General features: G+C 59.0%; 14 protein-coding genes. 7 read left to right on the forward strand and 7 right to left on the reverse strand.

What is annotated here, in order from left to right:
* Window positions 1-28 precede the first annotated feature (28 nt).
* A complete protein-coding gene (locus tag AC0JZ8_RS01695) occupies window positions 29-1,261 on the forward strand; it encodes a glycosyltransferase (protein ID WP_471891470.1) in 1,233 nt (410 codons plus the stop codon).
* 1,196 nt (window positions 1,262-2,457) lie between these two features.
* On the opposite strand, the gene AC0JZ8_RS01700 is transcribed toward AC0JZ8_RS01695, so the two are convergent.
* From AC0JZ8_RS01700 to AC0JZ8_RS01710, 3 genes are all read right to left on the reverse strand, one after another.
* A complete protein-coding gene (locus AC0JZ8_RS01700; RefSeq protein WP_471891471.1) occupies window positions 2,458-3,468 on the reverse strand; it encodes a glycosyltransferase in 1,011 nt (336 codons plus the stop codon).
* A gap of 63 nt (window positions 3,469-3,531) precedes the next feature.
* Entirely contained in the window at window positions 3,532-3,945 is a 414-nt protein-coding gene (locus AC0JZ8_RS01705; RefSeq protein WP_471891472.1) for a response regulator, read from the reverse strand.
* Between the two features lie 3 nt (window positions 3,946-3,948).
* Window positions 3,949-5,064, reverse strand: a complete 1,116-nt coding sequence (locus AC0JZ8_RS01710; protein ID WP_471891473.1) for a PAS domain-containing protein — start codon at window positions 5,062-5,064, stop codon at window positions 3,949-3,951.
* 195 nt (window positions 5,065-5,259) lie between these two features.
* On the opposite strand from AC0JZ8_RS01710, the gene AC0JZ8_RS01715 reads away from it, so the two are divergent.
* Entirely contained in the window at window positions 5,260-7,380 is a 2,121-nt protein-coding gene (locus AC0JZ8_RS01715) for a histidine kinase dimerization/phosphoacceptor domain -containing protein (protein WP_062583337.1), read from the forward strand.
* 50 nt (window positions 7,381-7,430) lie between these two features.
* On the opposite strand, the gene AC0JZ8_RS01720 is transcribed toward AC0JZ8_RS01715, so the two are convergent.
* Window positions 7,431-7,733 (reverse strand): hypothetical protein, encoded by a 303-nt coding sequence (locus tag AC0JZ8_RS01720; protein ID WP_471891474.1) that lies wholly within the window; start codon window positions 7,731-7,733, stop codon window positions 7,431-7,433.
* Between AC0JZ8_RS01720 and AC0JZ8_RS01725 the strand changes: the two genes are divergently transcribed.
* Window positions 7,717-8,025 (forward strand): aldehyde dehydrogenase family protein, encoded by a 309-nt coding sequence (locus tag AC0JZ8_RS01725; protein ID WP_471891475.1) that lies wholly within the window; start codon window positions 7,717-7,719, stop codon window positions 8,023-8,025. The two genes, AC0JZ8_RS01720 and AC0JZ8_RS01725, sit on opposite strands and share 17 nt — an antisense overlap.
* 138 nt (window positions 8,026-8,163) lie before the next feature.
* Here AC0JZ8_RS01725 and AC0JZ8_RS01730 read toward each other — a convergent pair whose 3' ends face one another.
* Window positions 8,164-8,988, reverse strand: a complete 825-nt coding sequence (locus AC0JZ8_RS01730) for an AraC family transcriptional regulator (protein ID WP_249407692.1) — start codon at window positions 8,986-8,988, stop codon at window positions 8,164-8,166.
* Window positions 8,989-9,088: 100 nt separating this feature from the next.
* Here AC0JZ8_RS01730 and AC0JZ8_RS01735 point away from each other — a divergent pair, with 100 nt between their 5' ends.
* Entirely contained in the window at window positions 9,089-9,496 is a 408-nt protein-coding gene (locus tag AC0JZ8_RS01735; protein ID WP_113165884.1) for a DUF2000 family protein, read from the forward strand.
* An 821-nt stretch (window positions 9,497-10,317) separates the two neighbouring features.
* Here the strand turns inward: AC0JZ8_RS01735 and AC0JZ8_RS01740 are convergent.
* Complete coding sequence (locus AC0JZ8_RS01740; RefSeq protein ID WP_471891476.1) at window positions 10,318-10,872, reverse strand: PAS domain-containing protein; 555 nt, start codon at window positions 10,870-10,872, stop codon at window positions 10,318-10,320.
* A gap of 311 nt (window positions 10,873-11,183) precedes the next feature.
* On the opposite strand from AC0JZ8_RS01740, the gene AC0JZ8_RS01745 reads away from it, so the two are divergent.
* The 3 genes from AC0JZ8_RS01745 to AC0JZ8_RS01755 all read left to right on the forward strand — a co-directional run bounded on the left by AC0JZ8_RS01745 (window position 11,184) and on the right by AC0JZ8_RS01755 (window position 13,098).
* Window positions 11,184-11,696 carry a hypothetical protein gene (locus AC0JZ8_RS01745; protein ID WP_471891477.1) on the forward strand — a complete coding sequence of 171 codons (513 nt, stop codon included), beginning with the start codon at window positions 11,184-11,186 and terminating at the stop codon, window positions 11,694-11,696.
* An 8-nt stretch (window positions 11,697-11,704) separates the two neighbouring features.
* A complete protein-coding gene (locus tag AC0JZ8_RS01750) occupies window positions 11,705-12,307 on the forward strand; it encodes a hypothetical protein (protein WP_471891271.1) in 603 nt (200 codons plus the stop codon).
* A 245-nt stretch (window positions 12,308-12,552) separates the two neighbouring features.
* Window positions 12,553-13,098, forward strand: coding sequence for a hypothetical protein (locus tag AC0JZ8_RS01755; protein ID WP_471891478.1), 546 nt, complete (start codon window positions 12,553-12,555; stop codon window positions 13,096-13,098).
* Between the two features lie 145 nt (window positions 13,099-13,243).
* Here AC0JZ8_RS01755 and AC0JZ8_RS01760 read toward each other — a convergent pair whose 3' ends face one another.
* Window positions 13,244-14,272 (reverse strand): hypothetical protein, encoded by a 1,029-nt coding sequence (locus AC0JZ8_RS01760; protein WP_471891479.1) that lies wholly within the window; start codon window positions 14,270-14,272, stop codon window positions 13,244-13,246.
* Between the last annotated feature and the right edge of the window lie 307 nt (window positions 14,273-14,579).

Genomic DNA, 14,579 nt, shown 5'->3' on the forward strand with positions numbered 1-14,579 from the left:
TCGTCACGCTCCGAAAGGTAACCGGCTTTTGCATCTCGCTCTTATCTGCCCCCTATTCAAGAGCCATATCGCCGTCTTCGAGACAGTCGGAGCCGAGCTTGTGCGCAGAGGTCACCGAGTTACCTTCGTGCTGAATGCCGGAGCCGAGCGGTATGTGACGGAAGGATTCGATGTCTGCGCGGTGGAGGGGACCGACGCGCGACAGATGGAACGCGTCATCGACCGGGCGTCACGACCCAGCGGGCTTTTGGGCGTTCTGAGAACCGTTAACGACACGGCCATGCTGACGGACGCCCTCTGTGAACATGCTCCGGAACATCTTCGTGCACTCGGAATAGATGCCGTTCTTGGCGATCAGATGGAGCCGGCAGCTGGGCTGCTCGCTCGCCATCTCGGGGTACCCATCATATCGATCGCTTGCGCACTGCCGATCGAACGCGATGAAACCATCCCGCTCCCGTTTTTGCCGTGGCTCTATGATCCGTCGCCAAAAGGGATCCGCCGAAACAGGGGAGGGGAGCGCGTCTCCCGGCTGCTCCTGCTGGAGCAGAACCGGGTCATCCGCAAATGGTCACGCCGCTTCGGTCTCGGAGAGACATTCCACGACCTTCAGTCATGCCTTTCCGATGTAGCGACAATTGCCCAGACGACGGTCGGCTTCGATTTTCCCCGCACCTCAGCCAATAGTCGGTTGCACATGGTGGGTCCGCTTCGAGAGGAGGAGCTCGAGGAGGAAATCCCGTTCGACGTCGACTCGGGAAAGCCCTTCGTCTTCATGTCTCTCGGCACGCTGCAGGGGCACCGCGCATCGCTTTTCGCTGCCGCCGCCCGAGCCTGCCGCCAGCTTGATGTGCAGTTGCTCGTCGCCCATTGCGGTGGGCTCGACCGGGAACAGGCAGAGGCCCTGGGCGCAACCTGGGTCGTGGACTTTGCGCCGCAGCGAGCCGTGCTTGCCCGTGCTGATCTTTGTATCACGCATTGCGGGATGAACACCGTCATGGACGCGCTCGAGTTCGGCACTCCCCTGCTTGCACTCCCGATAGCGTTCGATCAGCCCGGCGTCTCCGCCCGGATCGTCCATCATGGAGTCGGCTCGCGAATGTCGACCCGCCTGTTGACGACCGCCAAGACGAAGCAAGCTATTGAGACGCTGCTGCACGAGCCAGGCTACAAAAAGCGGGCAGGGAAGATAGGCCGTACCATCTCGGCAGCAGGCGGACTGCGCAAGGCGGCTGGTATTATCGAGGCTGCCATCATCTGATCCCTTGGTGAACATTGCTTGGCACACCTAAGGCGCTTACTGCTGGGTCGCATGTTCGATACCCATCAAGGCGTCAGACTGTAGGAACCTATTGCAACGACTTCTGGTCGATCTCACTGTGCATCTAGTTTCGCGTCACGGCTAAGTGTAAGCGCAAAGACTTGTCGTTAGTACCCGGTCGCTAAAGTCGCTAGCACCAAGCCACTTTCATCCCTAGACACGCAAGTGCGTAGAGGCGGTAAACCCAAGCCAACTGCCTCCTTTATGACCACGATCAGGCGGACGTTGTGATTGACTTCTGTATGCGTCGCGTTAGAGGGCGTCTGCTTCTAAGCAAGCTGGAGGCAACGTGTTTGCTCAGCTCTAGTCTATCGGACTGACGAACATGGATCGGGTGGCCGTCACGGCGGACCGACACGCCACCCGATCTCCCTTATGGGCGCCTGTCGCGGTCTTTTGTTGACGATCAACTTAGCGCGGGCAATGTCGCCTACGAGCGGCCAATTAGCGATTGGCTTCCGCTTGGGAAAGGCGCTCTAATAGTTGCTGAAATTCCTCGTCTGTCACAGGCGGACGATTAGTCGCCATGGCTTGCGAAGCCCGACGCACCATCTCGCTTTTTGCAAGTTTGACAAATTGATCCGACGGGCTAGGCATTCTGATATCCTCTCGCATTAATGACACTAACACCCACCTTCCGAAAATGTTCTCAAGATTCATCGTAAACGGATCTTCAGTCGCAATCGCAGCGAAAGGAGTAGCGCAGAAAACGACGGGCTGCGCTGGCAGGGTGGCCAGGGCAACAGAAGGACGATTTATCACCGGCAACCGGCTGCGTATGCTTCGTTAAGCGCCGAGGAGGTGCTGTAGCTGTCCAGGGATATCTTGCTAGTGGTGTGCCGTGGTTTTTAATGCCTACATGGTTGAACACCAGCACAGTCGCCGAAGAGAACGATATCTAGCCGTATCGTTTGTTCGGCAGGATCTGCGTGCTTCTGGGCGAAATTACCCTATTAGGACCGTTTCAGACTACGTGCGAGAACGCGGTGCGCTTGCCATGCTGTATTAAGGCCAAGCCTTTCCTGTTTGGCCGTTTTTGATACCGATTAGCTGACCTGTTTAGGAGTAACCATTGCAATCAAGCTGATAATCAGAGAGTGCTTGATAAGAAACTCGGTTTGTTTCAAGCTGACAGCTCACATACCTAAAAATGGCTCCGCGAATTCCTCTCGCTCATGGACACGCCCAAGTCCTGGGGAAATCTTATCATATTGGTAGGAGCGAGTTGCGACGTGCGCACTGTCCAGATGGTGAGTGATATTGCAGCCAATCGCGATAGTGCTGACTTGCCACGGCCGCAACGGCCTCTCGTGAACTGCTCCGTCGAATACGACATGACTGCGGTTCAGTCGATACTGCGTGTCGGGGTAAAGGTCTGACCGAATGCCGTCAACGTAGTTCTCTCTCGGAATTCCAATTGAGACAAAGCCGTGGCCTTGCATGGAAGTTGCTAGCTGACGCAGTTTTCGCACATCAAGGCTTGATATTGTTTCGTCGGCATCGAGCTGCATGACCCATGGCGAGCGACTGTTTTGCTGAATAAAGTTTCGCTGCGCCGCAAAGCTTTGGGCGAGCGGGCGACCAAGTACTCGTATTCCTCTGGGCAATTCGAAAGTTGGATGCCAACTCTCTTGCTTATCGATCACGATCAAACACTCGGCGAACTCGTCCAATACATCGCAAGCTGACGAAACAGCCCTATCCAGCTCGCTCTCGCGGCACATGATACCTAGTGCGAACGATGCCAGCGGAAATTCTCCTAATGGTGTCGTATATGCATGCCCAGGAACATCACTGTGAGGGCAGGCAAGCGCACGTTCTTGTGCGGCATCGCCAGGCACTATCGCAAGGCCATATCGTATGGCAATCATCTTGAGAGTGAAGATGTCGAAGCCAACCTCATCAGCCTGCGAACATCTGATTTCGTGGCCGTCGAAGTAGGTAGCTTGATGTAATGCTGCTTTCAAATCCGCGTAGAGTAGACCGCAGTGGGAACACTCGTACTCGTAATACTTGCGGCGTTGGAAAAATTCTAAAAAGCGGCTGCTCGGTTTGATCTTGCGAGCGGCGCAAAGGCTACACCTTGGTTCTGTCGTTATGGTGTTCAGGGCGATCTCGACACTTCTAAAGCAGTTGATCCGATGCACGCCGCAAGGTCGTCAACCAAGAGCCGTGACTTGAAGCAGCAGGTTATTTGCGACCGTCAGCCATCATTCCGTTGGCAACCTCTCGGCAAGCACAAGGCTCGAAGGCACTTGCCTGCCGCGTTCCCCCGCCACGTAAGTCTCGAGAAAGGCCAGCGCGTTCCTGAACCCGTTCACGGTGTATGGTTTTTCGATCCCGCCGATGGCGCCGGCGTAGTCCGTCGGTATACGCTTGAGATTGCCCGATACGAACGTGTAAGGCACACCCCGCGCGGCCAACTCCCGTCCCACGTCAATGCCTGTCGGTCCGTCCTGCAGGTGAATGTCGACGAACGCGAATTCCGGCGAGGCATCCGAGACGAGGGCTTTCGCCGTCGCACTCTCGGCCGCGATGCCAACTACCTCGTGGCCGGCCGATCCAAGCTCGCTTTCCATCTCCATAGCGAGAAGCGCCTCGTCTTCGACGATCAGTATACGCATCTTTCAGTCCTTGTGTTCGTCGACGAGCATGGTGACATGGACATCCGTTCGATCTCCTTCGCACTTTTTTTCAATTCTCGCACCGAGCTGGCGCGCGGAAGTTTCCAGCAACAGCGCACCGAACGCCTGTTGCCCTTTGTCCACCTTGACGGGTGATGCTGTGTCGCTGACCCGGATCAGGAAGTGCCCGTTCAGCCGTCTGACCTCGACGTGTATCTGGCCGCCGTAGTCACCAAGGCCGCGGCGTATGGCGTCTCCGACGAGCTCATTGACGACGAGAGCGATAGGAGAGGCTTTGGCGGCAGGTACAATGACCTCGTGTAGGTCCATCCTCACCTCGATGTCGGTTCGGTTCAAACCGCCTATGCGGTCCTGGATCAGTTCCCGCGTGAATTCGGCGACGTCGAAGTGACCAATGTCGTCGTTGTTGAGAAGTTTGCGCTGTACGGTGCTCAACGCTTCGACGCGGTCGAGCACGGAACGCAGCGTCTTCCTGGCTATTTCGTCTTCCGAGATCCGCGCCTGCGCCTTGACGATCGACGCGATGGTCATCAGGTTGTTCTTCACGCGGTGGTCCACCTCGTGGACGAGGACCGTCTTCGTCTCCAGAGCGCTCTGCAGATCTGCCGTCCGCTTTTGGACTTCCTCCTCGGCAAAATGGCGGGCTGCCGCGAGTTCGGCTTCCTTGCTCTTGATGTTCGTAAAGTCGAGCTGCGACGCGAAGAAGTAGATCACCTCGCCCGCGTCGTCTCGCACGGGGCTGACGAACAGCGCGTTCCAGAAGGAGGCCCCGTCTTTCCGATAGTTCAGGATGTCGATGGCCAGGTCTTTCTCGGCGGCGACCGCGTCCTTTATTCTGGCGATGGCTTCGGGATCCGTGCCCTCTCCCTGAAGCAGGCGGCAGTTGCGGCCGACGAGCTCCGCCTGGCTGTAGCCCGAGAGCTCGCAGAACGCATTGTTGCAAAAAATGATCGGATTGTCGTGCTGACGGGGGTCAGTGATCAGCATCGGCATCCGTGTCGCTTTGAACGCCGCCGAGAACGGGTCTTCGTACATGTGCTTAGCGAGAAGCCTCTGGCCCGCCTGACGTGCAAGACGGCGCTCGACCGTTTCCTTCATCACGTAATCCGATCAATGGAGTAGTTGCCGTAACTAACGACCGTGCTGAGAAGGTCAATAAGACGGATCACAATTAGCTCATGTCCCGCATATCGCTTGTTTTAACGCGTGTTCCTGTTATGTCCTACTTATCGAAGGAAGACGGTTGTCCCGCCCGTAGTCGGCGTGAGCTGCCAGTACAAGCAGAGGCCGCCTATGCTTCAACAAAACCTCACCGCATGTGATGTCGAACCGATCCACGTCCCCGGTTCCATCCAGTCTCATGGCATTATGCTGATCGCCGACGCCCATACGCTTGTCTGCATAGGCGAGGCGGGTGACGTTGATGGCTTTCTCGGACAGACGGTGGTTGGCCAGCGGCTCGACGACGTCCTTAGCGCTTCGGCGCTCGGCCGAATGTCGGCGATCGCGACCGGAAAGGTCGCAGTGCTTGGTCGTGTGGATGCGAGCGGAGGACCCTTGAACGCCGTGGCGTATCGCTCGGGCGAGTTCGCCGTCGTCGAGATGGATAGGGCGGAGGAGACGGCCGTCGAGGCGGTCCCGTTCCTGGTCGACCTTGATGCCGCCAGCACACGCTTCGAACGTTCCGCAAGCGTCGCCGAGCTGTGTCGGAGTGCTGCGACGGTGTTCCGGGAGCTGACGGGCTACGATCGCGTCATGGTCTATCAATTCCTCGATGACGATGCCGGCGTCGTGGTGGGCGAGAGCGCCGCCTCCGGCAACTACAGCTTCATGAACCACCACTTTCCAGCGTCCGACATCCCGAAGCAGGCAAGAGCGCTCTATCTGCGCAACAAGGTCCGCGTCATTCCGGACGTTGACTACCTCCCGCGGCCGATCCGTTCGGATCGCGACCTGCGCGGTATCGACCTCAGCGACTCGACGCTGCGGAGCGTCTCGCCGATCCATATCAAGTATCTGCACAACATGGGCGTGAAGGCATCAGCCTCGTTCTCGATTATCAAGGACAACGTGCTGTGGGGGCTTATCGCCTGCCACCATCACCAGCCAAGAACTATTCCTCTTACCGCGCGCATGGGATGCCAGACACTCGCGAATTCGTTCGCGCGAAAGATCAAGTCGAAGGAAGATGCCCAGGTTCATCGGGAGCGCATCCGGCTGCGGTCGCAGGAGGACGCTGTCCTGGCGTTGCTCGGACCGGAGACTTCCCTCGACGAGCTGTTTGCCAAATCCGGAGAGAAAATCGCGAAGATGCTGCATGCGGACGGCTTCGCCGCGGTTCAGGCTGGCGAGCTCTTCGCATACGGCAAAACGCCCGATCCCATCGATATCCGCAAGCTGGCCGATCACGTGCGGGTTCCGGCCTCGCAGCAGGCCTATGCCACGCCGAGCCTGTCGGCGAGTTGGGCAGAGGCAGTGGCCTTCACGGACATAGCCAGCGGATTGCTGGCGGTCACCATGTCGACAGAAGTACCAACCATCCTCATGTGGTTCCGTGCCGAACACGTCGAAGTCCTCAGATGGGCAGGCAATCCACACAAGGACACGTCGCACGATCCATCAGCGGTCCTAACACCGCGCTCGTCATTCGAGGCGTGGAGCGACGAAGTTAGAGGCAAGGCGAGACCCTGGTCACATGCCGAAATCGAGTCCGCGAGCCGCGTCGTGCGTCTGATGCTCGAGTACCGCAATAACCAGCGCCTGCGCGAACTGAACCGCGAATTGACGATTAGCCTGCGGGAGAACCAGGGACTCGTTTCTCAGAAGGACTACCTCCTCAAGGAGGTCAATCATCGGGTCCAGAACTCGCTCCAGCTCGTCTCCGCCTTCCTGCGCTTGCAGGCACGGGGTGCGACGAGCGAAGAGGTAAGGCAGAACCTCGACGAGGCGCAGAAGCGGCTGAACGCCGTTGCGCTCGTCCATCGTCGCCTCTACCAGGACGAGAGCGTCGAGATCATCGACCTGTCGCGCTACATCGAAAGCCTGATGGAGGAGATGACGACGTCGATGGACGAGAGGTGGCAGGACAACCTGACACTCGACCTGTCGCCAATCCTGATCGCCACCGACAAGGCCGTCAATGTCGGCCTGATCCTCACCGAGCTGGTCATCAACGCGCAGAAATACGCCTACGACGGCATGCCGGGACCACTCGCGATCAAGCTCGAACAGCACCGGAACTCGTTCCGTCTTATCGTTTCCGATGTCGGCCTTGGCAAGCAGAAGACCACGGGCGGGAGAAGCGGTTTCGGCTCTCGCATCCTTGCGGCAATCATCGACCGTCTTGAAGGCAACATCGACGAGGAGGACAACGCGCCTGGTCTGCGGGTCGTCGTTACAGCACCGATCCAGTGAGTGTTTAGTCCTCACACAGCGATCGTTACCTCAATGATGAGCACGCAAGATCAGCCGAACAAGTCTTTCGTCTGTGTCGGAAGCCCCCCGAGGCCACCGACCTCCATGTAACGTGGCAGCACTAACATTCGCTCGGCGGGCAGGGGACGTTGAAGGGCCTTCGCCTCACTCCACGGCACGGTCAACCAAATCTCGCATTCTTCCTTCGTTATCAAAAGAACGGGCATGGCCTTCGGATGGATAGGTTTTACGATCTCGTTGGGGTCGGTCTTCAGGAAGGCATAGAGGTCGTGTTCTCCCTCGCGCGGCGAATCTTTCGGACCTTTGGCATCCGTCGTGATTGTCGATGGCACTGATGAGGCAATCCGGATCGCCAACGACAACGACTACGGCTTGTCCTCTGCAATATTCAGCCGGGACGTCACCCTTGCCCTCGATTTCGCGAAGCGACTGAATGCAGGGATGTCGCATATCAACGGCGCAACGCTTGATGACGAGGCTCAGATACCGTTCGGAGGGGTTAAAGATAGCGGCTACGGTCGGTCAGGTGGCGCAATCGGGTTCGAAGAGTTCACCGAGCTCCAATGGATCACAATCGAAGGTCCGCAAGCCCCGCGATATCCGATCTCCGAACAACAGCGTTGACCGAAGTGTCGGCTTGAGGGCCGCAGCGATGGTCCCTCGATGACCATTCTACGAAGGCGCTTATGCTGCACACAATATTCGTCTAGCTTGCCGTCGCGGCATTCGCTGGCAGTTTGTGAGAGGCTTACCGGTATCTTTCTAGCGTCCAGTACTCAGGACAGGATTAGCTTTCTCTGTGCTCGGGATGCGTATAGCAAGCCAGCGCCCTGGCGTAATGCCAAAGGTTTTGCGGAAATGGCGCGTAAAATGTGCCTGATCAGCAAAGCCGGCATCAGCGGCCGCCGCCGCAAGCCCCTGTCCTTCCACCATGGATCGTTTCGCCCGTTCCAGGCGGCGCATCACAAGGTATCGGTGGGGGCTTGTACCCATCAACCGTCGAAACTGTCGCGCTAACTCGTATCGGTCCAGTCCTGTTTCCGCCTCCAGGGCCCTGGAGCTTACGGGTGCTGCGCAGCGGTCTTCGAGGAGGTCCCGAGCTCTCAGGACAGCGGACCGTGCCGAAGGAGTTAGCGTTTTTCCCGGTGTACCCGCCTGCCGGGAAAGGCCGGCAGCTAGCCGCATCACCACGTCATCCATCAACAGGTCAGACAGCTGCTCGTCCAGGTCAGCGAGTATATCTCCAAGCGCCTGCCGTATCCCTTCATCGGCTAACACAGGATCAGGAACAAAGGGCAGCCCTGTGCGATGACCGTCAACGGCGCTGATCAGGTCCGGCGGGAGATAGATCATGCGGTAGATCAAACCATCGTCAGTGCCGGCAGCTCCATCATGCAGCTCGTCGGGATGAAGCACGATAACGTTGCCGGCATTGCTGAAGCGCTCGACCCCACGATAGCGGAAAGTCTGCAGGCCATGGAGGGTCAGTCCAAGCCCGTACGTGTCATGGCGATGCGGTGAGAAGGCGTTGCCATGAAAGCGAGCCTCGATGCGCTCCACCCCATGTGAGGAGTCGGCAACACGCATCCCGTCAGCCGGACGGGCCTGGCACGAACGTTCAAGACCGCCCCGTCCACCTGGCGCTAAGTCTGCGTTTGAGTTCACACCCAAAAAGGAGTTCCGTTGCATGTTTGACACCAAGATCGCGATCGTAATCCGCGATGATCTTGCAATTTGGCAGAAGCTGAACGTGACCGCGTTCTTGACGAGCGGCCTTGTCGCCCAGTCGCCGGAGATTATCGGCGAACCATACCGGGATGCGCACGGTCATGTCTACAACCCGATGACCATCCAGCCAATGGTGGTGCTCGGCGCAGATCAGGAAACGTTACGCAGCGTCCACAGGCGTTCCGTTGAGCGCCACGTGAGAATCTCCGCCTACACCGAGGAAATGTTTGGGACTGGCTACGACGCTGCTAACAGGGCTGTGTTTGCTCAGTTCTCGCCAGATGACGCGAAACTCGTGGGACTCGCCCTGCGAGCCGAAAGGAAGATCGTCGACAAAATCGTCAAGGGAGCCAGGATGCATCCATGACCGCATCTGAATGATGCCGCAATGGCAGCGTCGCTCCGGTCGTCCTCGCTATCGGCCTGATCGGCGCTGGGCCGAACGATTGGAGCTACCCGCCCGCGGCATCCCTATTTGGCGCGCGGCTCTAGCCGCCGGCGAGACAATTGCGAAGTTTTGAGGATCGTAAGCGCGCAAACGTTTGGCGCTCAGCCCGCTTACGATCCCGTGGAATTCGCTCGATCAGGTCAAGGACGCTTGTAGATCGCTCCAGCTTTTACCGACAACGTCCCGGAAGCGGTGATGTGGTGACCGGCAGTAACCCTTACACAAGTGCCCTCTCGAGTTTACAATCGTCCGGAGCTAGCGAAACGCATCACCCTTCATCGAATATCAGAACTGCTTGGGCAGTCCATCTACGGGAGGTAGCTGCGGTAAAGTCGGGCGATAGACTTCTTGGTATGAACTCTCAGAGATCTGGACCAGCTTCCGGTTGCTTAGCGCTCTGTCGTTATGCCTTCAAGAACGTCATCCACGCATCCCGAACCACACTAGAGCTATTCCTACTGCTATGCAGCAGCTGACGGTTATGAGCGCGTAAGTGTAATCCACCGCACGACCTTTGGTTAGGACGTGATGATACCTACAACATATAATTGTTCCGTAACGGTTTGGGCTGTCGCTTATGGCTCGTTTACTCACCAACGAACACTTTGAGCGGGTTGTTTGGTAACCCAGCGTATCGTGAGAGCCATGACTACAAGATCAGGCGCGGATCGCCAAACGGCGCACCTCGCAGCGGCGTTCTGTACGCTCTAGGGGCTCCCACGTCACCTAATCATCGGTGCTTACTGGTTGTTGGTGCCGCTTCTGAGATTTTCTATGTCAGTTGACGTACCGAGCCACTCGACAATGAATCCGTCCGCGCTACGCACCGGCGTAGCGCGCGTGTGAAACCGACGGTACGCATTCGTATTCGCCTCCCTGATGCGATACTCGATCTCGAACCCACCTGTCTCGATCGTTTTTGACCAAGCCGCCAGCGCAGCGGCCCGGTCATCAGGGTGAACTGGGTCGAGCCAACCCATTCCATGACTGTCAGCCTCGGCCTGACCGGTATACTCCGTCCACTGCGGGCCCGACCAGGTTAAATTGCCACCCTCGGCGGCACGCCAAACAAGCTGCGGAATACCTTCCAAAAGTGCTCTTTGCCGGACCTCGGCCCTAGCAAGCTCCTCCTCAATGACCTTCAGAGCCGTGACATCGTGACCAATGCCCCCAATATGTAAAACGTTACCTCGATTGTCCTTGATTGGGAAATCGGTGTTCCGTAGCCAGCGGATAGCACCATCTGAGGGCCGCTTGATACGATATTCAAAGGTAACCCATTCGCCTACCAGCACGCGCTGCAGGTTTTCGAGATTGAAACGCTACGCATGCTGAGTGGTGAACCCTGCCAGTTGTTAAATTTCATGTATATCTGGATTTCGTGCGCATGAGCGACGCCCACGAGAAATCGAGGGCACCCCGATTCTGCAAGGACCAACCAGCCGCGATAAGCAGACGATAACTGCTCGCGATCTCTGCTCCGTTATGTCTGTAACCCTCGTTTTACGCAACGTGAGCTCGCATAAATATTGGTGTACCTCAGCCAAATGTCTGCATGGTATAAGCCTCGTGTGTCGACCGAAGCCGCAGGGAGCCACCGCGCCACATGTCCTATCGCACCATGTTCCCGCACCTTATAGCGGCAGCTCTGTTTCTTCTTGGCCCGCCACTTGCCTTCGCAGAGGAGCCGGCCTTGCCGCGTGGTGCCGAGACCGCGGGTAACGCGCCGCCCAGCGAAATCATGCTGCGCGCGGCACCCCTGATGCAGGCGGGGAGGGGCGACGAGGCGACGTTCTGGTTCTATGCCGGACAACTTCGCTGGCGCTCACGCTTGAACGGCGGCCCAGCTCAGAACCCGACCGGCGAACCCGCTCTGTTCTCGTCGCTGTTCGAGACACTGGGGCCGTCCGTCAATGCTTGGGCCTTCGGAGATATACCCAAGCTCCAGCTGACGATCGACGCCGTGCTTCTTTGGGACGAACGTTATCCTGATCCTTCGCTGGATCCGGCCGTACACGAGCGGATGCGGGCAGGGCTGACGGCCCTTCGAGACCAGATCGGCCGAGAAGCGGACATGATCAGAGCTGAGCGCGCCTCACGTGGTCTGGAGAACCGATAATGCTGCGCATGAGGTGTTGCATCGACATGGAACGCTTGTCCCGCCTGCTGCTCGCCTCCGCGATGCTACTTGCCATCCCCGGATCCGCATCGGCGCAGGATGGTCCTGTCGCGGTTCCGTTGCGCAGCGGCCTGGAAGGCGCACTGCGCGGCTGCGAGACTTGGGTCCTCGACCCGTCAAGCTGGGTGAACGGTCCGACGCGCTTCCTCGCGGCCATCGATCTTGGCAGCGCGGTGTACGAGACCGAGAAACTGCCCGAGCCGCTCCTCCCCCCTGAGCCCCTCCGTCGCGGCAACCGCTACTGGCGGATCAATGCCGGACCCAACGAGGGTTACGCGCTGGTGGTCTCGCGTGACATCCCGATGTGCCACATCACGGGCGGCGGCGGGGTCGACTTCCAGCCGGCGGCCGAAGCCATGGCCGCCTCGCCGGACTTCTCTGATCATTGGGAGCGCATCGGCGAGAAGCGCCAAGAGGGCATGGTCTCGACCTTCTTCCGACTGCGTAAGGAGCCAAAGCTGGCGCTGGTCCTCAGCCGTGCCGACGCACCGGGTGCACGACGTGACCGCGCCCAGGTGATTGCGACGGCGACATACGACCTTGGTCGCTGAGGCGACGCAACTTCGTCTGGCCAGCGTGATGGAAACGGTAAAACAAGAACCTCACCGCCCGGCGGGATCGGTCCCAGATGGCGCAGCACACGGTCATAGTTCTGATCGCTCGGGGAGTAGCGAAACTCACCATGTCCGACGACGGACCCGTCTTCGTTTTTGGCTCGCAGCCATAGGACCAGCGTGCCATCTGGCTCGCGATGCGCTGAGCCGATCGACGCCTCCGCGGAAGGAGGAGCCGGCGCATGCTCCTGCAAATTGGCTCGCCGGTTGGCGGACGCCGCCAACGCTTCCAGCACTGCGACGAAACGTGGTCTCGGACAATCGGAGCCAACCTCCTGCAGGACGTCGTCGCCATCGAACAGGGCGACGCTGCACAGTTGGTCGGTCGGCTCGCCGATCATTGGCGGATCGGGATCCGGCATGATCCAGACCTCGTTCCCGGACGCAATCATGTTGCGCCGCTCGTCATCCGAAATGGCATCGGTGCGTTCGCTTTGGATCTTCACCGGCCCTTCCGCATCGGACAGACGGGTTGTTGCCTGCCGGATCGTCATGAGGTCGAGATCAATGACGATCCAGCGAGCCAGCGGCGACAGGACGTTGCCGGTCGTGACCAGCATCCCGTGACGCGGAAGTTCACCGGCAGGAAAGGCGAGACGGACGCCCGCGCGGCTAGTGCGTGCGGGCGACGCGACCTTTGCGTCGGCGTAACCGGGCTCGTGCGCCTCCGCTGCGACCGGCAAGACGAGAAGGAGGACGAGAAGCTTCAAAGGGCCCAGCCGTCGTAAGAGGTCGAGCACTTCTTCGCGCCACTTGGTTCCAGTCTTGGACCGGTATGCGCCCGTCCTGCTGCCTTCCATTTGCGAGCCCGCTTCAGTTCGTTTCGCTCCGGCGATCCTATCAACGCTGGTCCTAGCCGTCATCCATACATGGTCAGCAATCCGGGTAGTAGGGGCTGACCTCGACCAAACAACCGAGCCGCTCACCGAGTTCCTGCCCAAGCGCCGTCATGCCGTCGGGATCGCTGTGCTGCGCCAGGAACACAGACTGGTTGTCCGCGCCGGGTGCATGCGTGTGACAATGGGCATGAAGCGACGAGCCTCCCCCGCCCTTGGCCGGCGTCATACGAATGACCTCCAAATGCAGAATGTCGGTGCGGTGCATGACGAAGAGCTGATCCGAAACCACGATCAGCGCCTCGCCGTCTGCCGACAGCCCAAGCATCCGCTGCCGGTCCTCGACGAGGTCTTCTGGGTCGCGCACATATTCGAGCTCTGTCTCGCCCGGCGCAAGGCGGCCAGCCTGTGCCATGCGCGCTGTCCCGACATCCCCCTCGAATGCGAGAGGCACGGAGCTTGTCACCCATTCTCGTTCTCTTGCGCTTAGAGGCAGGCGGAAGCCCGTCGCCAGCGTCACCTGGCAGGCGGTCCTGAGGCGAGGGCCGCGATCCTCGGACGGGTTCTGCAGACCTTGCGATTGCCACTCCGGCGGCCAGGCTGTCAGCGAGACCTCAGCCAGCCCCGACCGCCACGCGGCGACGATGGTATTCCACCGCTGGCCGACCGGCGTGGGCCCCAGCGATGGCGTCAGATTGTCGGCGATGCGCCGAAGGTTGGCGTGCGCGTCGTCTTCGAACCAAGCAAGAGCGGTGAAGCGGGTGATCGGGAACTGGGGTGGGATGCGCTCAAAGGCGCTTGCCGTCCAGGGCGCAAGTGCACCTGGCAGGGGTTCGGCGTCGGTAAGGACGAGCGCTGGCCATTTGTAGATCGGATCGGGCAGAACGCCGCAGCGCGCCAAGACCTCCGTGCGCGTTTCGTGACGGGGTAAGCGCCAATGGTCTGCAACGCGTAGGATCGGGTTCATTCCATCGGCAAGTATTGGAACCTCCGCCGACACGGGACCGTCAGGCCAGGACGTCAGCGGCACCAGTGCGACCTGCGTGCGGCAAAAGAGACGGTTCAAGAAGCGTATCGCGGCCTCCGTTTAAGCTCGTCGCTCGGCAACGGGTACATGTAGAATACATGATACGCGCTGGCCATGTCCAAGTCCCAAACGTCTTGCCCATAAGTGAACCGAAAACTATTCCGGATCAGAGGGAGTGAACCTCCGGAACAGATTAGACTGCTCACGGCCCATGCCGGTCACTTCGAGTGCAAGTGATTACTGGGTTAGATGATTTAATGGGAATATAGCGACAGGGTCGGCGGTGCGATTCCGTTCAAGGCGAATGGGTTACTCAAAGACTAGCCTACTCAGCACTTCCATTAGA

This window comes from Velazquezella soli, assembly GCF_977018685.1.

Bases quoted from the DNA above. Each gene is read 5' to 3' on its own strand.
- AC0JZ8_RS01705 (WP_471891472.1), bottom strand. From the start codon at position 3,945: ATGCGTATACTGATCGTCGAAGACGAGGCGCTTCTCGCTATGGAGATG.
- AC0JZ8_RS01710 (WP_471891473.1), bottom strand. From the start codon at position 5,064: ATGAAGGAAACGGTCGAGCGCCGTCTTGCACGTCAGGCGGGCCAGAGG.
- AC0JZ8_RS01715 (WP_062583337.1), top strand. From the start codon at position 5,260: ATGCTTCAACAAAACCTCACCGCATGTGATGTCGAACCGATCCACGTC.
- AC0JZ8_RS01730 (WP_249407692.1), bottom strand. From the start codon at position 8,988: ATGCGTGTTGCCGACTCCTCACATGGGGTGGAGCGCATCGAGGCTCGC.
- AC0JZ8_RS01735 (WP_113165884.1), top strand. From the start codon at position 9,089: ATGTTTGACACCAAGATCGCGATCGTAATCCGCGATGATCTTGCAATT.
- AC0JZ8_RS01745 (WP_471891477.1), top strand. From the start codon at position 11,184: ATGTCCTATCGCACCATGTTCCCGCACCTTATAGCGGCAGCTCTGTTT.
- AC0JZ8_RS01750 (WP_471891271.1), top strand. From the start codon at position 11,705: ATGAGGTGTTGCATCGACATGGAACGCTTGTCCCGCCTGCTGCTCGCC.
- AC0JZ8_RS01755 (WP_471891478.1), top strand. From the start codon at position 12,553: ATGCTCCTGCAAATTGGCTCGCCGGTTGGCGGACGCCGCCAACGCTTC.